Here is an 18,627-nt window from a genome sequence, read left to right on the forward strand (position 1 = left end):
AAGGGGCTTTAATAATGAAACTATTAACATTTGTTCGAGAGAATAACTACCAATTCGGGGTCGTAACAGAAAAAGGTGTACTTGATGTTGAAAGCGCATTCATGCATGCGCCAACACCCAATGGGGAATCTGTACCGATGACTGTTCACGAAGTGATTGACGGTGGTGAAGCAGCTGTATCGAGGCTTGCTCAATTTGTAACACAAGCATTGGAGTTGGTTGATAACGACTGTTCATACCTGATCGATGAAGCGAAGTTGAAACTCGGTCCCTGTGTGACCCATCCGAATAAGATCATCTGTGTCGGTCTTAATTATCGCAAGCATGCAGAAGAAACGAATGCATCGATCCCTCAATATCCAATTCTGTTCAATAAATTCAATAACACATTGACCGGACATGGCGAGGATATTCCTCTACCAAGAGTATCGAAGAAAGTAGATTACGAGGCGGAGCTCGTCATCGTGATCGGAAAAACGGCTAAGTATGTTACTAAAGAGGACGCGCTTAATCACGTGTTTGGTTATTGCAACGTGAACGATCTGTCCGCGCGTGACTTGCAGTTAAGGACACAACAATGGCTATTAGGCAAGTCATGCGATAAATTCTCTCCTCTTGGACCGTATCTGGTTACAGCGGATGAAATCGGAAACCCGAATGAATTGGATATTAAATGCACGGTCAATGGAGAGGTGCGTCAGTATTCAAATACGTCGGACATGATATTCCAATGCGACGAGATCGTGAGCTATATTTCGCAACATATGACTCTTGTACCTGGAGACATTATCCTGACCGGAACACCTGAAGGTGTCGTCCTCGGGTATCCCGAAGAAGAACAGGTTTACTTAAAGGATGGTGACATCGTTACAATCGAGATAGAGAAACTGGGTAAGTTGACGAATAGGCTGGTTAAGGAAAATGAATTAGCGTAAGGGTGAAGAAGTTCGAGAAACAAGACATCGTTTGAGGCTGGTCATTGATTAGAAGGAGGTAATTATTTATGGAACATTCTTACACTTCACCAACGGAACAACCGATCATACGCTTCCAGGTCATTACTGATACCCATATCACGACGAATCCCGAGCACGTTCACAATTTACAATTTGGCCAAGCGTTACGTGATATTAAGGCGACCGCTCCGGACAGCGTCGGCATTATGCATGTCGGCGATTTGACAGATTCCGGCGACGATAAAGAATATGCAGAAGTTCATCGCATCTGGAGTGAGAACAGAATGGGATTACCTGATTTGCTGGTGACGTCCGGCAATCATGATGTCGCAGATCAACCGTGGCGAAAGGATGCCGGCACATGCGATTGGCGGGAGCTTCTTGGAAACTTTATGGACAAAACAGGAATGCCGGGCCATTATCACGATCATTGGATCAACGGATACCATTTTATTTTTCTGGGAACGGAAGAAGGGACTAACGAATTCGCCGACTTGTCGGAAACGCAGTTAATCTGGCTCGATGCTAAATTGGCGGAGAAGGCAGCTTCCGGTAAACCGAAATTCGTTTTCCTGCATCAACCTTTAAAGAATACCGTTGCCGGCTCTTCAGAAACCCAAGGTTGGTACGGAGTTAACCAGGACGAAGAGATGAAGGCGATCTTGAACTGTCATCCGCAGACCATTTTATTCACAGGCCATACGCATTGGGTACTCGTCTCGCCCAATACAATCTTTGGAGGTAACGGAAGTGCGACTATGTTTAATGCTAGTTCAGTCGCGTATTTGTGGACGGACGAAGATGTCAAAAAAGCGGGTAGCGAAGGGTTTTTCGTGGAAGTGTACGAGGAGAGCGTACTTGTTAGAGGCCGTGATTTTACAACTGGTACTTGGGTGGAAGAAGCACACTTTACGGTAAGGAATGCACTGGCTTCTGATCAATCAGGAAATCAATACTAGTACTTCTTGAAGATGAATAGAGGTGAAGAAAGGTGCTTCTTACTGAAAAAACGGTCATCGTGACAGGAGGCGGATCAGGAATCGGTGAAGCGATTGTACGTTTATTCGCCGATCAAGGCGCGAAGGTTATAATCGAAGACTGGAATGAGAAGGAAGCCACAAGATTGGCAGTGGAGCTAGTAGCAGCCGGACAACATGCTGCAGGAGTGATGGCTGACGTTTCAAAGGAAGCGGACGTCCGTGCGCTAATCCAAGAGACCCTAGACGTATATGGTCAGCTGGATGTAATCGTGAATAACGCAGCATCATTTTACCTTACTGATGAAGATATAATACATACACTACATTCTCAAAACTAAGGAGATGTACAAAATGATGATAACTAAAGTAGAAAGCTTTGTCTTACATGTTCCGATAACACCGCCGATTACAGATGCGATTAACGCAGCCACCCATTGGGGATTATCCGGGGTTCGTATCTTTACAGACGAAGGCTTTGTTGGATACGGTTACACGGGGACTTGTGCTCATGGCGATGATATGATCGTCGATACGATCGATAAATATTATGCACCTCTTTTAATAGGCAAAGATCCATTTATGGTCAAAGCACTATGGGATGATATGCGTTTTGGAAAAATGCATTGGATCGGCAGATCTGGAATAGCGCATATGGCACTTGCAGCTGTGGATATTGCGTTATGGGACATTATGGCGAAAGCCTCGAATAAACCACTATGGCAATACCTTGGAGGAGCTAAATCTAAACCGATTAAAGCTTATAATACAAACGGCGGCTGGTTGAACTGGTCGAAAGAGCGCCTGCTTAAGGATGTAACTGAGATTGTAGAGTCAGGCTTTACAGGCGTTAAAATCAAAGTCGGTAAGCCAGATCCGCGTGAAGATTATGATCGCTGCAAAGCAGTACGAAAGGCAATCGGCGATGATGTGATCTTCATGATCGACGTCAATCAGCAGTGGAATATAAATACCGCCATGACATGGGGGAAAAAGCTAGAAGAATTCGATCTGTTCTGGCTAGAGGAGCCGCTCAATCCTGATGATATTATGGGTCACAAAAAACTCGCTGACGAGTTAAACGTTCCTATTGCTTTGGGGGAGCATGTGTATAACAAATATGCCTTCAGAGACTATATACATCAAGGTGCAATCGAATATTGTCAAGTTGATGTAACCCGTGTAGGTGGAATAACGGAGTGGCTGCAGGTGGCAGGCTTAGCTGCTTCTTACGATATTCCAATTTGTCCGCATGTTGGCGATATGGGCCAAGTTCATCAACATCTTGTAGCATCTACACAAAATGCAATTATGTTGGAATATATTCCTTGGATCCGTCACATTTTTGAAGAGCCTGCGACTGTAAGTGAGGGGCATTATGTACTTCCTGAAATGCCTGGAGCTTCGACAACCATTCTGCCTAAGTTTTTCAATGAGTACCGAGTGAGATAAAGCTAATAAAAGGGAGATAAGCAATTGTGATTCGATCTGGAAGTGTGATTGGCGAATGATGGACATCTATGAAGGAAGACAACGATACTACAGGTCTTGCTTTTCTTTATTTGGGAGGAGCAATAAAGAATGAACAGGATTAAAATGGAGTCGCCGAATAGCAAAATCAATGCGGAGTTTGCTGTACAAGATTTTGAAGGAAAGAAAGGATGTTTAACCTATCGGGTTCGCTATTCGGGGAGGCCGATTTTGGATTGGTCACGATTAGGATTTGAGTTGATGGACGTACCGGATTTGATCGACGAGTTCGAGCTTGTACGTTCCGAGTCAGCTGAATACGATAGCGATTGGGAACCTGTAGCGGGAGAGAATAAACGTATTCGTGATCACTATAAGGAATACGTCATACATGTAACGGAACGGAACAAATTACGACGCAAGCTCTTGTTGACCTTCAGACTTTACGATAGCGGAGTTTCTTTCAAGTACAGACTAGAGAGATGCGAGGGGATGAAACGGACAGCCATTCGGAAAGAGCTAACTTCGTTTGCTTTTCTCGAAGACCATGTTCTGTATGCTACCTATACAGCACAAGGCTCTTATGAGAAAACGACAATCGGTAAAATGAAGCAGGGCTGCGAGCGACCGCTTGTGCTTGAATTCGACGGGGGACCTTATATCGCCTTGGCAGAGGCGAAACTTGTTAACTACGCGAGAATGAAGCTGTCCCGCGAAGAAGGATCAAGTTTTACACTTACTTGCGAGCTGACCGGCAAGCCCCTCTATTGCTTTCAGGAAGAAGAGACGCTGAGAGATTTGAGCGAAATAAGCATGGTCAAGGTAACGGCTGACACGTCGTTTGATACGCCTTGGCGCGTCATTATGCTAGCGGATACGCCGGCTCATCTGTATGAGCAGAACGAAATGATTATGAATTTGAACGATCCTTGCGCGATAGCGGATCCTTCGTTCATTCGCCCCGGTAAAGTACTGCGTGAAATAACGCTTACGACTGAGGGCGGAATTGCCGCAGTGAATTTTGCCGTGAGGCATAACATACAGTACATCGAGTTCGATGCAGGTTGGTATGGAGTAGAATATGATTGGGCGTCCGATGCAACATCGGTGTCGATCGACCCTGGACGGTATAAGGGGCCACTTGACATGGAACTATCGATACGTTATGCCAAAGAACACGGAATTGGCGTGATTCTGTATATTAATCATCGAGCGATGGTTAATCAACTGGACGAATTGCTGCCCCTATTCAAGGAATGGGGAGTCGACGGGATCAAGTACGGTTTTGTCGAAGTAGGCACGCAGCGCTGGACGTCATGGCTACACGAATGCGTACGCAAAGCTGTTAGTTATGGCTTCGTTCTCACGATTCACGACGAATACCGACCAACCGGCTATCAACGTACATATCCCAACCTGCTGACGCAGGAGGGCATTCGTGGAGATGAGGAGAAACAACCTGCTGAAAATACGTTGACTATCGTATTTACCCGGATGCTTGCAGGACCTGGGGATCATACGGTTTGTTACTTCGATAAGCGGGTTGACGAGTATTGGAGCCATGCTTATCAGTTGGCTAAGGCGGTCGTCTTGTTTAGTCCACTTCAATTCTTGTATTGGTACGATCGGCCTGTCGGTTCTTTTGCCGCCGGTGCTGATATCATTGAGCAGGCCGAAGAGACTCGGGATTATGCTTCCCTTGCGAATATCATAACCGAAGAGCCAGAGTTGGAATTTTTCGACCGTTTGTCGACGACTTGGGACGAGACAAGGGTGCTTCAAGGCGAAATCGGAAAATTCGTTACGATGGCCAGAAGAAAGGGAGATGACTGGTTCGTAGGCGTCATGAACGCCCAAGAAGAGCGGACTTTCGAAATAAGTTTGTCATTCTTGTCGATAGACCGGCAATATATCACCACGGTTTATTCCGATGAGGATACGTTACAAACTAGAACCAAGGTGAAAATCGAAAAGATAGAGGTTACCAAAAACAAGATCATAAAATGTAAAATTGGTGGAAATCAAGGGTTGGCTATGAGAATCGTCCCTATTAGTTGAGTGTGAAAATGTAGACTAATATCATTTTGATTCATATAGAAATGCACCCTAACATTGGTCATTGTAAACATAGAAGTATGCTTCAATGAACAATGAGGGTGCATCTTTCAGCTACAAGGAAGTTAATACAATAATGATGAACAAAACTCAGACAGGCTAAGCCCTGATTTCCTCTTAAATATCTTTCCGAAAGTGTGAACATCGGCATAACCAATTTGGTGGGCTATTTCTGTAATGCTCAAATTGCTCTGTATAGCCAGTTCTTTAGCACGTTCTATTCGAAGTTGGATTTGGAATTGCATTGGAGTAATATTATACGTCTTCTTGAAACGCAAAATAATATAATTTTTTGTCCATCCAGAGAGCTTCTCCAACTCTTCGTATGAGATATTTTCGGCAAAATGATCTTTTACATAGTTTTTCAACAAAACTAGGTTCGCATGTCTTCGTTTATTCTTGTTTCCGGCTTCAGTGTGTTCTGAGGGAGCTGCTATTTTGTGATTGTTTTTCTGACTACTCAAAATGGTATAGATAACTTCCATCAATAATGACTGTGAACGAAGCCGATGCAATCGTTCAGGTTGATGATACTCGGCGGGTATTGCTGTAAGGTTTGATTCAAGGGAGGTGTTCTCAAAGTTTCCAAGGTAATGTATACGAGGAAGAAGCTCTTCAAGCGGAAACGGGGTTTGACCAAAATGAAATACTATAGAAACGCATATATACGGTAAACCTTTAATGGTCTTTACTTCATGCTCCTCGTTTGGAAAATGCAGAATTAGATCGCCTTTTTTCGTCTCATAGTGGCGATTTTCGATCCTATAGGTCGCTGCACCAGCTATTACATATTGAAATTGATATTGTCGGATTCGTCTTGGGCCTATAGTCCATCCCGTAGACGCATTAAAAACATGTGCGAGAGAGATATAGGGCGGGAAATAGAATCCCTCAACGAGCTGTGCAGCTTCGATGGGTTGTAAGAAAATGACTTCTTCAGACAAGCGATTCACCTCTAAAACAGAGTATAGCACACCTATGTAGCAACGAGAATATAGTGTTCTATTGGAAACCTATTTGTAGATATGAGATAAATACAAACGAAAATAGAACGTTTACATTATAGGTATATCATAATATATGAGAAAGGGCAGTGTGCCGATCTATGGGATTTAAAATAGGAGTTGTAGGTGCAGGTCAGTTTTCGAAGTGTTTTATTCCTTTATTTCAAGCTCATCCTTTCGTTGACGAAGTTGTGTTGGCAGATCTTCATCAGAATCGGGTTGAGAAGTATGCTACTGCTTTTGGTTTGAAACAAACGTACTCTTCACTTGATGATTTACTTCAAAGTGACGTGGATGCAGTAGCCATCTTCACTCAACGGCATTTACATGGCGAGCATACGATCAAGTCGCTTAGGGCCGGCAAACATGTATATTGTGCGGTTCCGATGGCACAATCCTATGAAGATATAACATTGATCTTAGAAGAGGTTACACGAACGGGTCTGATCTACATGACTGGGGAGACGAGTTACTATTATCCAAGCTCTGTGATATGCAGGGATCGCTTTAATGCAGGACAATTCGGTCGTTTTGTTTACGGTGAGGCTCAGTATCTACATGATATGACTCATGGATTTTACGATGCTTTCAAATACTCTGGAGGAGCAGATTGGAAAAAAGTTGCCGGGATTCCCCCTATGTATTATCCTACACATTCCGTAAGTATGGTTCTCTCCGTCACGGGAGCGAGAGCTACCCACGTTTCTTGCCTGGGCTATACTGATGAGCATGAAGACGGCATTTTCCGAAAAGGTGCTAATTTGTGGGATAACCCGTTTAGTAATCAGAGTGCTCTTGTTCGTACATCTGATGGAGGCATGATGCGGTTTAATGAATTCCGCCGCGTCGGCTGGGGAGGTAAGAACAGTGTTTACATGAGTATGTTCGGCACGAACGGGAGCTATGAGGAGCATGCTGGGGGATCGGTATGGTCCAACTTAGAATGGGGTGAGATCGAAGATTTGACTTCTGATCTTGCATGTAAGGACGAGCACATGAATCTAGATGATGAAGGGATCCATCGTGTATTAAAACATGATTTCGGAGTATCACTGGCGAAAGTACATCATAGTTATCGTTTGCCTGAATCTTTCAGAGGACTTCCTAATGGGCATTCTGGCTCTCATCAGTTCCTTGTAGATGATTTCCTTAAAGCTGTGAAGAGCAACAAGCTGCCACCAAATCATGCATGGAGAGCGGCAGATTATATTCTTCCGGGTTTGATTGCCCATGAATCCTCCCTAAGGAACGGTGAAATGCTTGAAGTTCCAGACTTAGGGAAGGCACCCGAGAGCTGGGGAATGCTAGATCCTGATAGTTTTGTTGCATATCGATAATCAGTGCGAGGGCCATTCCGCGCGAGATGTGTTATGGCCTTCTTATTTTTATTGTCTAGAATATGATTTTGGTTACAAGATTGATGTTATTGGCTAAATACAACTCATCCTAAAGCGGTTACAATGGAGCAATCTGGGTGATCCATTCAAGAGCACTTACACACTTACATGTTTAACAGTACTGAAACTATCATTTATTGGGGAGGATGAATTCATTCATGGGTGTAGGAACCATTATAGACATCTCAGATTATGGGGCAATTGCGAATTCAGGAAATGATGCCAGTCAAGCATTTAGACAAGCAATAGCTGCTGCTAAACAAGCTCAGAAGCCCGTCGTGTTGAATATTCCTTATGGGGTATATGATTTTCAGTCTACATCGGCTGAAAAATTACCTTACTATATTACGAATACAACTCCACAGACCGATACGCCAGATGCGCTTCGAACAATTGGTCTGTTATTTAAAGATATGGATAACATTACAATTCAAGGAAATGGCTCAACCCTAATGTTCCACGGTCTTATGACACCGATCGCATTCGATCATGTGACGGATGTCCATCTACATCATCTCAAAATTGACTTTAACCGACCTGTGATGTCAGAAATCACCATAACGGCTACTGGTATCAATTATCTTGAAGCATCTGTTCATCCCGATTCATGGTATACGGTCAACGAGGGAAGGCTGACCTGGATCGGTGAGAATGGTTGGAGTCATAGTCAGATATCAGCAGGATTGGCACAACAGTATGATCCGATTAGCAAGAGAACTTGGCGGAGTTGGAATCCGGTTTCGAATGCTTCTAGTGTAGAGGATCTTGGAAGTAGAACAATACGTTTGAATTACGACGGAAGTCCAGATCAAGGTGCTCAAATTGGACAAGTTTATCAGATCCGTAACACAGTACGTTATGAACAAGGTGCTTTTGTGTACCGAAGTAATAATATTAGATGGACGGACGTAGATTTCTACGCTGCGCCTGGTCTAGGTATCGTCAGTCAATATTGTGAAAATCTAGAATTCCTTCGATTAAACTTTAGACCAAGAGAAGGAAGCGGGCGAACGAATGCTTCGATGGCTGATTTTATGCACTTTTCAGGTTGTAAAGGTGATATTCAAATTGTAGATTCTAATTTCTTCGGCGCACATGATGACCCGATTAATGTTCATGGTACACATCTAAGAATTATAGAAAAACCAGCCGCCAATCAGATCAAAGTTCGATTTATGCATCCCGAGAGTTGGGGATTTGATGCTTTCTTAGTAGACGATCGAATTGATTTTATCCAAGGTTCAACCTTGCTTCCATATGGAAGCGCTACAATTACAGGAGTAAGCCGTATTGACGAAACGGATATTATTCTGACACTCGATACCGAAGCTCCTGCTTCGATTGAGTTCAATCATGATGTTGTAGAGAATATAACATGGACAGCCCATGTGACCATTACCGGTAATACTTTTGAATCGGTTCCAACCAGAGGTGTATTGGTTTCTACACGAGGAAAGGTAAGAATTGAGAAGAATACGTTTAACAAAATGCACATGAGCGCTATTCTAATTGCGGACGATGCCGAAAGCTGGTATGAATCTGGGATGGTTACGGATGTAAGCATTAAGAATAATCTGTTTATTGAGAACGGGGCACCAGTTATCTATATAGCACCAGAGAACAAACAGTATGCTGGTCCTGTACACCGTAACATAACGATCGAAGGCAACAAATTTCAGATGTTAGACAATACCTTGTTACAGGTTAAGGATACACAAGGGTTACAGTTTTTAAACAACGAGATCATTAGAGTAAATCCTTCATCAAGACCTAATGATCAACATGTCATGAGCTTGACTCAAAGTCAGGACATTGTGATTCAAGGGAATACGTTCAAAGGAGAAGGCGTCAACCTTACGATTCAATTGCTTCAGATGTCTACAGACATGATCACGGTAGCACCTGAGCAACAGTGTTATGTGATACAGAAGAATGAAGTAATGAATTAGCTTATAAACACAGCTCCATTCATTGTGCATGATAGTAAATTCAATAAAATCCTAAGATCGAAGGATTTGTGATCATCTCTTCCTTCAGAAGCTCCCTTTGTTTCGCCGGATATCTTTGAACAAAATCAGATTGATTAGGAGGGCTGAATTGGTTATCTACAAATGGCGAATCCGGCGATCGTTGTTCTGGAAATTATCGGTCTCGTATCTTCTTGTGCTGATCATACCCATACTAATCAGCAGTTTCGTATATTATGTGGCAGTGTATACGGTCAAAAAAGATGCAATGCAGCATAATTTACTGATGCTAGAACAAACGAGATTGATTATGGATACCCGTCTTCAGGAGATAGAAGGGGTCGGCAGACAGATAGGCCTCGACTCTAAGCTGAATTCACTGATGAATGCGGGAAACATCGAAGAGGGATCGTCAAAACATTACCTTGTCTGGAAGGCGGTAAACAACAGTCCGAATTTCCATGCAATCAACACGTTTGTCCTGAATCACTTTGTTTTTTTTCGTAGCAACTCCGTTGTACTCTCATCAGATACGGCATATCCCGATATAGAATGGTTTTGGAAGAGCCTGTTCCCGAACGACAATTCGCTTGATAAGAAACAATTTCATCGAATGCTTTGGAATCGCTTTCACCAATCCACGTTTTTGCCTGGCGGTCAAGTAACATTGGATAATAAACAACAACAAGTACTTTATTTTCTACATTCCTTTCCTGTTGATGCTATTAATAACCCCCTCGGTGTCGTTCTGATTATGATTGACCAAAACCAAATTAATCAGTTATTGACCCAACTGGATATTGGCGAAAGCGGATTGATATACATAAGCGATGAAGAGGGACAAGTTGTCACATCTGTTACGGGTAAACAGACGAAGATCGCTCCAGAGGTTCTTGCAACTACATCTAACGAAGAAGGTTTTTTCAAAACGGAAAACGGGGAAGAACTGTATGTTTCGCGAACGGTTTCTAGTCTGAACGGTTGGAACTATGTATCTGCTGTACCTGCATCTATGGTGCTTACCAAAGTACAATACATTAAAAATATCACTATCGCAGCGGCGCTCATTACGATTGTGTTAGGCATATTCTTTGCTCTATTTCTTGGTTATCGCGACTGGAAGCCTATTAAGCAATTGCTTCAACAGTTACGAGGATGGCTCGGTCATGGAGAGGAGCGATACACGAACGAATATAACGATTTGAACGACTCCATTTCCCGTTTGATTGAAAATCACGACCTACTTAATGAGAAGGTTCAAGAGCATATTCCGCTACTTCAACAAGCATTCTTTCGCAGATTACTCTATGGTGAATCTATAGACGATAAAGAAATCGACATATTCCAGAAAAACGTAGGATTGGACATTTCAGAACGAAGTTTTTATGTGCTTCTATTACGAGTTGATGAAATGGAAGGCAACACGAATGATCCCAATCTGGAAGAAATTCGTATGTTAAACATTGTCATTAAGAATTCAATCGACCTTTCGATGGGGCATTTGACGTATTTTAAGTATGATATCGACGAGAATAAATTTGCCCTTATCGTAGAGTACAACCACGAAGATAAAGACAGTCAACTCGGGATCGAAGAGGCGAATTCAATTATCCATAACTTGTCCCATACTCTGGATCGCTATAGTCAAATGCGGTTGTCTTTTGCTTTCGGTAAAGTTTATAAAGGCATACGCGATATATGTTTGTCTTTTTTCGAGGCTAAGCAGGCTTTAGAGTATGCATTGAGTAAGAAGCAGGGACAGAGATTTGCGCGGTACGAAGATATTCCGAAGGAAAGCGATAAATACTACTTTCCCATAGACTTGGAATTAAGGTTGATCAACAGTATCAAATCTGGTAATGAATCAGATGTGAAACAAGTATTAACACTTCTATACAGTGAAAATATTCAGACAAGGAACCTATCCGTTCCAGATGCTGAACAGCTTCTATTTTTAATGATTGGTACGGTATCCAGAGGAATGGATCAAACAAAAGCTTTAGCGATTCATGAACTATCCATCGGAAAACTACAGAGGAAAGACAGTATCGAAGAGATTTTTTCAAAGATTGGACAAGCGTATCTTGATTGTTGCGAAGCCATTCAATTCAAAAATCAAAACGCTAACACAGAGCTACGTAATCAAGTGGACTATTTTATCCAGCAGAACTATATGTACGACCACTTAACTTTGTCTATGGTCGCAGATGAATTTAGCTTTACGGAAGCAATGATGTATCAGTATATTAAGGATCACCTTGGAATGACATTTAGTGACTACATTGAAAGCTTGCGAATTAGACAAGCTTGCGAACTATTAGGAACTCGAGAGGTGCCGATTAAGGATGTTGCGTTAATGGTCGGTTATAGTAGTGATCGATCGTTTCGGAGAGCTTTTAAGCGTGTAATGGGGGTTTCTCCCATGGCATATTCAGTTAACTAAGATAACCCATTTCAAAATGAGTTGACCCTTGCTTTGGTCTCAAAACCAGACAAGGGTCCTTTTTATAACGTCAATATGGGTTTGGTCCGCTCCTTAAATAATGTCCGGCATCTATCTTCATGCCTTAATTAGCTCCAAATCCTTCGTTTTTAAGAATTGTCCGCACATCAAATCATGTCTGTTGTGAATATTCAATCGTCCATGATAACTTGTATGACAGATTCATATATGACGAGTGAGGGGAGGTGAACGAAATAATGAAAGCGCATACGCAGTTGGTTCAACAGAAGCCACCGGTAAAAGTAAGAATGGGAACTGTCTTGAAAAAAATGCGGATTCATTGGCCGCTGTATGTCCTACTGTTACCACCAATCATTTACGTTGCTATCTTCAACTATCTTCCAATGTACGGCGTGCTTCTTGCCTTCAAACAATATAAGCCGCTTGAAGGTATCATCGGAAGCCCTTGGGTTGGGTTCAGTCACTTTGAACAGTTTTTCAGTTCTCCTTCTAGTTGGAGAATAATAAATAACACGATTCTTATCAGTTTATATTCCCTTGTCGCTGGTTTCCCGTTGCCGATTCTGCTTGCTGTGGCACTGAATGAAGTTCGGATCCAGTGGTTTAAGAAATCGGTACAAATGTTAACTTATGCGCCGTATTTTATCTCCTCCGTCGTTCTGGTTGGGATCGTCATGCAAGTGTTAGATCCGCGTATCGGGCTGGTCAATCAATTCATCCAGCTTTTTGGTGGAGAACCGATTAATTTCATGGGGGAACCACAGTCTTTCAGATCAATCTATGTCTGGATGGGAATCTGGCAAGGGACTGGGTATGGGGCCATCATCTATTTAGCCGCACTAGCAGGGGTAAGCAAGGATTTACAAGAGGCAAGCATTATTGATGGTGCAAGTAAGGTAAGAAGGATATGGCATGTTGATTTGCCAAGCATAAGACCTACCATTGTCATCTTACTCGTACTAAGCATCGGTGGGATTATGAGCGTTGGATTTGAGACGATTTATTTGATGCAGAATAATTTGAATCTTTCTGTTTCCGAAATCATTTCAACCTATGTATACAAAGTGGGGCTCATCAACTCTAATTATGGATTTTCTACAGCGATTGGTTTATTCAACTCCATCATTAATTTAATCTTGCTTATCATCGCCAATTTTACAGCGAGAAAGCTAACGGACTCCGGGCTTTGGTAAGCGCGGGTTATGAAAAGACTCTCGTTGCCTTGACTACTGTATATTTGCAATTCACATTTCAGAAAGGGTGGCATTATGAGTAAATTAATAAAACCAACAGTCGGGGATCGGATATTCGACGTATTTGTATATTTACTATTAAGTGCGGGCTTTATAGTCGTAGCTTACCCACTCTTATATGTGGTTAGCGCATCGTTTAGCGACCCGCAAGCCGTTGTTTCAGGGAAAGTGTGGCTTTTTCCTGTGAAACCAACGCTAGAAGGTTATGTTGCCGTGTTTAAAAATTCGCAAATCGTTACCGGTTTCATGAACTCTTTGTTTTATATGGTGGTTGGTACAACATTAAACATCGTTATGACTGTGTTTGCAGCATATCCTCTTTCTCGTAAAGAGTTGCAAGGCAGAAGTGCCGTGACGCTTTATTTCGTAATCACAATGTTCATTTCGGGAGGGTTAATCCCTAGTTACTTACTTGTAAAAAATTTGGAATTATTAGATACCCGCTGGGCCCTGATCATCCCAGCTGCGATGTCTGTATGGAATGTCATCATCACGCGGACATTCTTCCAAGTAACCATTCCGCAGGAACTCTATGAAGCAGCACAGCTTGATGGAGCAGGAGATTTCCGTTTTCTAGTCAGTATAGCCATTAAACTATCAGCTCCAATTATCGCTGTGATGGCACTTTATTACGGCGTCAGTCATTGGAATACGTACTTCAGTGCACTCATTTATTTGAAATCGCCAGAGTTGTTTCCGCTACAAATCATATTGAGGAGCATTCTAGTGGTGAATAATATTGACCCTACCATGGTCGTGGACTTTGAAGTATTACAGCGCAAGCAAGGGCTAACTGATGTTCTGAAATACGCTGTCATCGTAGTGGCTAGCGTTCCGGTACTCATCATCTATCCATTTGTACAAAAATATTTTGTCAAGGGTGTAATGATTGGCTCGATTAAAGGGTAGCAGTGAGGCATAGCAGCGTAAATCCAATACATTTTAATGGAGGTTACAATGAATAAGAGATTTCATTTGGCCGTTATCTTTATTATTATTCTTGCAATGATTACTTCTGGATGTTCCTCTAAAAGTGCAAGTAATGGTGTTTCTGAGGAGCGTGAAGACGTAGCTACAGGAGATACATTTCCTATTGTTAAAAATAAAACGAAGCTCAAATTTCTAGTCATACAAGACCCCATGATTATTGATTTCAAAACGAATGAGTTTGTTAAATGGTATGAAGAGAAGACAAACATTGAAATCGAATGGGATGTACTTCCATCCGATTCAGCTACGGAAAAGGTAAATCTGATATTAAACAGCGGAGATCTGCCGGATGCTTTTTTCGGGGTGCGATTTAATGAAGAACAATATGCAGTCGGTCAACAGATGTTTTTACCATTAGACGATATGATACCCAAATACGCACCGAACTTCGAAAAAGTTATGAAGAAACATGATGGATTGCGTGGGATTATTACTGCCACGGATGGGAAGATTTATGGCTTGCCTTCATGGAATGACTGTTATCATTGCAGCATGTCACAAAAACTATGGATTAATAAACACTGGTTAGATGAGCTTGGACTGAAAGAACCGGAAACAACGGAAGATTTTTATCAGGTATTGAAAGCGTTTAAAGAGAGAGATCCGAACGGCAATGGTAAGGCGGATGAAATTCCGTTTGCCGGAGCTGTAAAAGGATGGAACACAGATCCAAACATCTTTCTTATGAATGCTTTCACCTATTCTAATTCGGATGATTTGAAACTCATTGTGAAGGACAATAAAGTAGAAACAATTACGAATAAACCAGAATACCGCGAAGGATTGAGATATATTCAGCGTCTGTATAAAGAAGGATTGCTTTATAATCCATCGTATACCCAAAATAACGATCAATTGAGGCAATTAGCTGCTAACCCGGATGCCGAAATATTAGGGTCTTTCGTTACAGGTGCGAATGTCAATATCATAGGTGAGACAACTGTTGGTCCAGAGCGATATAGACACTACGTCGCAATGGCACCACTCGAAGGCCCGAATGGCGTTCGATATGCGACCCATTCCAAATATGATGCTGCTGTCCCTGGAGCATTCTATATTCCGGCTACGAGCAAAAATCCTGAAGCTGCACTTCGTTGGGCTGATTTCCTGTATACCCTGGAAGGAGCAACTACAAAAAAAATAGGGTTAAAAGGAATAGGATGGGAAGATTCCAAACCCGGGGATGTTGGATTAAACGACGAACCAGCCCTTTACAGAACACTTATTCCTTATGTCGAGGAACCACAAAACCATTCATTAATGCAGATTGGTATCAATTATGCACCAGAAGATTTTCGGTTTGGTGAAGCGGTGGATCCGAATGTAGATCCTTTTGCAGCAGAAGGGCTAGAGAAGATGTTGCGAGATGAAACGAAGAATAAATATGAGCCATATGCTCCGAAGACCGACTCATTATCTGTATTACCACCTATTAAGCTGAAGGATGAAGATAGTCAACAAATCCAGACAATCTCAGTTGAACTGGCTAACTATGTCAAAGAATCGACGATTCGCTTCATCACGGGAGATTTGAGTCTAGATAAGGATTGGGATAATTATGTGCAGAATCTGGACAATATCGGTCTTGGAAAATATTTGGATGTTTACCAGCAAGGTTATGAACGTCAGTACAATGAGTAAAATCGGAAAAGGCAAGAAGATGAACTCTTAAAGAGGTGGTAAGAACATGAATTCATTCTCTTCATCTCAGCATGCGAATGACTGCTTGCAGTTCTATATATCAACGGAAGGACGAGATCACTGGTCCGGAACATTGGCTGAACCTAACGACGAACAGACGGATGGACCATTTGCCACAATTGGCAAAGCGAGAGATGCGGTGCGCTCGATGAAGGAGTCTGAAAAGCTTCCAGAGTCGGTGACGGTATGGCTTCGTGAAGGAGAATACACGTTAACGGAAGTGTTAACATTTAGACCACAAGATTCAGCTTCTGTCACTTATGCCGCTTACCCAGGCGAAACACCTGTGATCAGCGGCGGCAAGCGAATTACCGGATGGCGGGAAGAAGCGTTCGGCTCCCAGAAAGTATGGGTTGTCGACATTCCGGAAGTAGCCGAGGGCAACTGGTATTTTCGCCAATTGTTTATAAGTGGTCAGAGAAGACCGAGAACTCGTTTGCCCAAACAAGGTTTTTTTTGGATGCAGGAAGTGCCGGGGATTAACGTACACGAAGAAGGAAAGGAAGGTGGTTTGTTCGATGGATCGGATACGTTCGTATGTCGGTCTGGCGATATTGAGCACTGGCGAAACTTGACCGATGTGGATGTCGTTGCTGTTCATTTTTGGATCGAAGAGCGGATGCCAATTGAAGCATTTGATAAACGAACCGGTACGGTGAAATCGAGCCGAAGAAGCATGTTCGCACTCCGCGATGACGTTGCTAAGCGGTATGCCAAATATTACGTGGATAATGTATTTGAAGCGCTTAGTGAACCTGGCGAATGGTATCTCGATCGAGACACCGGAAAGCTATATTATATTCCGATGCCAGGAGAGTCGCTCGAAGATCTAGAAGCTTACGCTGGTGGATTAGATCAGTTTCTTCGACTTGAAGGGGAGCCTGATAAGGGACAATATGTTGAGCACATCCAATTCAAGAGGATAACGTTCAGATATAGCGACTGGTATCAGCCGCGAGGTGGTGGAGAGCGTTTTGAGCGCTTTGGCATTGATTTTGCTGCAGCACCGCAGGCTGCCTTTAATATTCCTGGAGTAATCCATATGGAAGGTGCAAGATATTGTGCAATTGAGGATTGCAAAATCGAACATATTGGTTTCTACGGGATTGAATTATCTGAAGGCTGCATGTTTAATCGTATTGTCGGAAATGAAATAATGGATATGGGAGCAGGAGGTATCAAACTGGACGGTTCTGATGCAGAGGGAGCTGTTAGCTGCCGAACGGGGAACAACCGGATCACGGACAACACGATCTGTTCGGGAGGCCGTGTATTCCACAGTGCCGTAGGCGTATTATCTGTTCATTCTTTCGGTAATGTTATCTCGCATAATCATATCCACGATTTGTATTATACCGGCATTTCCTGCGGATGGGTGTGGGGCTATGCTGAGAGTGTTTCGAAAAATAATATCATCGAGAAGAATCATATTCATCATCTCGGACATGGATTGTTAAGTGATATGGGCGGTATATATACGCTTGGTGTCCAACCCGGCACAGTCATTCGTGGAAATATGATCCATGATATCGAGAAGTGCAACTACGGCGGTTGGGCGATTTATCCGGATGAAGGTAGCTCACATATACTTATTGAAAACAACATCTGTTACAATACGAGCAGTCAAGTGTTCCATGAGCATTACGGGCGCGAAAACATCGTGCGCAATAACATATTCGCATTCGGCCGTGAAGGCCAGGTGTCATTGAGCCGAGCGGAAGAGCATACCTCATTTACTTTCGAGAGGAACATCGTTGTCTCGGACAGCGAACCTATCTTTGTCGGTGGGTACAGCGGTCAGATGGATAAGTGTGGATTCATCAGCGATTTGAATTTGTACTGGGATGTGTCTGGACGGGAGCCGATCAGCGGTAACGGAGGGCCCGACCAAGAAGCTCGTTTCTCACTTAATCGAATATTAACATGGGTAGAATTGCATGATTTAGGTTACGATTTGCACTCGATCTATGACGATCCACGCTTTATTGCTTTGGATAAATATGATTTTACAGTACAGGAAGATTCACCCGCGCTTGCTCTAGGTTTCAAGCCGATCGATAATTCAGATGTCGGGCCACGTCCCTCCGGAATGCGAGAGTAATGGGTACAGACATTGTGAAGTTCCGAGGCATGTAATAATGAAGTAAATATAGTACTTAAGATTAAATGTTGATTTAATGGCTGCCGATAGCAATAGATCGGCGGCTTTTTTATTAAGAGCTCCTCTAAGTATAGTAACAGCGCAATTTTATAGTCCTCTCTAAATGACTATTAGTGAAGAATAAAATAGCTGATATTCATTCATTCTAATCATGTAACCGTAACAGTAAATT

The 18,627-nt window shown here is 42.6% G+C and carries 13 protein-coding genes; 12 read left to right on the forward strand and 1 reads right to left on the reverse strand.

The window, feature by feature from the left end; genetic code table 11:
- The first annotated feature begins 14 nt into the window (after window positions 1-14).
- From ACK8P5_RS11860 to ACK8P5_RS11880, 5 genes are all read left to right on the forward strand, one after another.
- Window positions 15-935: a fumarylacetoacetate hydrolase family protein gene (locus ACK8P5_RS11860; protein ID WP_422661128.1), complete on the forward strand. Its 921-nt coding sequence runs from the start codon at window positions 15-17 to the stop codon at window positions 933-935.
- Between the two features lie 68 nt (window positions 936-1,003).
- On the forward strand, window positions 1,004-1,915 hold the full coding sequence (locus ACK8P5_RS11865; protein WP_422661129.1) for a metallophosphoesterase family protein: 912 nt from the start codon (window positions 1,004-1,006) through the stop codon (window positions 1,913-1,915).
- Window positions 1,916-1,947: 32 nt separating this feature from the next.
- Entirely contained in the window at window positions 1,948-2,274 is a 327-nt protein-coding gene (locus tag ACK8P5_RS11870; RefSeq protein WP_422661130.1) for an SDR family NAD(P)-dependent oxidoreductase, read from the forward strand.
- A gap of 13 nt (window positions 2,275-2,287) precedes the next feature.
- Window positions 2,288-3,385 (forward strand): mandelate racemase/muconate lactonizing enzyme family protein, encoded by a 1,098-nt coding sequence (locus ACK8P5_RS11875; protein WP_422661131.1) that lies wholly within the window; start codon window positions 2,288-2,290, stop codon window positions 3,383-3,385.
- Between the two features lie 129 nt (window positions 3,386-3,514).
- On the forward strand, window positions 3,515-5,461 hold the full coding sequence (locus ACK8P5_RS11880) for a glycoside hydrolase family 97 N-terminal domain-containing protein (RefSeq protein ID WP_422661132.1): 1,947 nt from the start codon (window positions 3,515-3,517) through the stop codon (window positions 5,459-5,461).
- Window positions 5,462-5,583: 122 nt separating this feature from the next.
- On the opposite strand, the gene ACK8P5_RS11885 is transcribed toward ACK8P5_RS11880, so the two are convergent.
- Window positions 5,584-6,462, reverse strand: coding sequence for an AraC family transcriptional regulator (locus ACK8P5_RS11885; RefSeq protein WP_422661133.1), 879 nt, complete (start codon window positions 6,460-6,462; stop codon window positions 5,584-5,586).
- Window positions 6,463-6,623: 161 nt separating this feature from the next.
- On the opposite strand from ACK8P5_RS11885, the gene ACK8P5_RS11890 reads away from it, so the two are divergent.
- The 7 genes from ACK8P5_RS11890 (at window position 6,624) to ACK8P5_RS11920 (ending at window position 18,395) form a co-directional block, all read left to right on the forward strand.
- Window positions 6,624-7,859 carry a Gfo/Idh/MocA family protein gene (locus ACK8P5_RS11890; RefSeq protein ID WP_422661134.1) on the forward strand — a complete coding sequence of 412 codons (1,236 nt, stop codon included), beginning with the start codon at window positions 6,624-6,626 and terminating at the stop codon, window positions 7,857-7,859.
- A 206-nt stretch (window positions 7,860-8,065) separates the two neighbouring features.
- Entirely contained in the window at window positions 8,066-9,868 is a 1,803-nt protein-coding gene (locus tag ACK8P5_RS11895; RefSeq protein ID WP_422661135.1) for a right-handed parallel beta-helix repeat-containing protein, read from the forward strand.
- Window positions 9,869-10,016: 148 nt separating this feature from the next.
- Window positions 10,017-12,329, forward strand: a complete 2,313-nt coding sequence (locus ACK8P5_RS11900; RefSeq protein WP_422661136.1) for a helix-turn-helix domain-containing protein — start codon at window positions 10,017-10,019, stop codon at window positions 12,327-12,329.
- A gap of 257 nt (window positions 12,330-12,586) precedes the next feature.
- The gene (locus ACK8P5_RS11905) at window positions 12,587-13,543 is read left to right on the forward strand and encodes an ABC transporter permease (protein ID WP_422661137.1); all 957 of its coding nucleotides are present in this window, start codon (window positions 12,587-12,589) and stop codon (window positions 13,541-13,543) included.
- Between the two features lie 75 nt (window positions 13,544-13,618).
- Window positions 13,619-14,512, forward strand: a complete 894-nt coding sequence (locus ACK8P5_RS11910) for a carbohydrate ABC transporter permease (protein ID WP_422661138.1) — start codon at window positions 13,619-13,621, stop codon at window positions 14,510-14,512.
- Window positions 14,513-14,560: 48 nt separating this feature from the next.
- Complete coding sequence (locus ACK8P5_RS11915) at window positions 14,561-16,234, forward strand: ABC transporter substrate-binding protein (protein ID WP_422661139.1); 1,674 nt, start codon at window positions 14,561-14,563, stop codon at window positions 16,232-16,234.
- Window positions 16,235-16,280: 46 nt separating this feature from the next.
- Window positions 16,281-18,395: a right-handed parallel beta-helix repeat-containing protein gene (locus ACK8P5_RS11920; RefSeq protein WP_422661140.1), complete on the forward strand. Its 2,115-nt coding sequence runs from the start codon at window positions 16,281-16,283 to the stop codon at window positions 18,393-18,395.
- Window positions 18,396-18,627 lie beyond the last annotated feature (232 nt).

The sequence above is a fragment of the Paenibacillus sp. EC2-1 genome, from assembly GCF_049311625.1.
Taxonomy (GTDB): Bacteria; Bacillota; Bacilli; order Paenibacillales; family Paenibacillaceae; genus Paenibacillus_AQ.

Bases quoted from the DNA above. Each gene is read 5' to 3' on its own strand.
- ACK8P5_RS11860 (WP_422661128.1), top strand. From the start codon at position 15: ATGAAACTATTAACATTTGTTCGAGAGAATAACTACCAATTCGGGGTC.
- ACK8P5_RS11865 (WP_422661129.1), top strand. From the start codon at position 1,004: ATGGAACATTCTTACACTTCACCAACGGAACAACCGATCATACGCTTC.
- ACK8P5_RS11875 (WP_422661131.1), top strand. From the start codon at position 2,288: ATGATGATAACTAAAGTAGAAAGCTTTGTCTTACATGTTCCGATAACA.
- ACK8P5_RS11880 (WP_422661132.1), top strand. From the start codon at position 3,515: ATGAACAGGATTAAAATGGAGTCGCCGAATAGCAAAATCAATGCGGAG.
- ACK8P5_RS11890 (WP_422661134.1), top strand. From the start codon at position 6,624: ATGGGATTTAAAATAGGAGTTGTAGGTGCAGGTCAGTTTTCGAAGTGT.
- ACK8P5_RS11895 (WP_422661135.1), top strand. From the start codon at position 8,066: ATGAATTCATTCATGGGTGTAGGAACCATTATAGACATCTCAGATTAT.
- ACK8P5_RS11905 (WP_422661137.1), top strand. From the start codon at position 12,587: ATGAAAGCGCATACGCAGTTGGTTCAACAGAAGCCACCGGTAAAAGTA.
- ACK8P5_RS11910 (WP_422661138.1), top strand. From the start codon at position 13,619: ATGAGTAAATTAATAAAACCAACAGTCGGGGATCGGATATTCGACGTA.
- ACK8P5_RS11915 (WP_422661139.1), top strand. From the start codon at position 14,561: ATGAATAAGAGATTTCATTTGGCCGTTATCTTTATTATTATTCTTGCA.
- ACK8P5_RS11920 (WP_422661140.1), top strand. From the start codon at position 16,281: ATGAATTCATTCTCTTCATCTCAGCATGCGAATGACTGCTTGCAGTTC.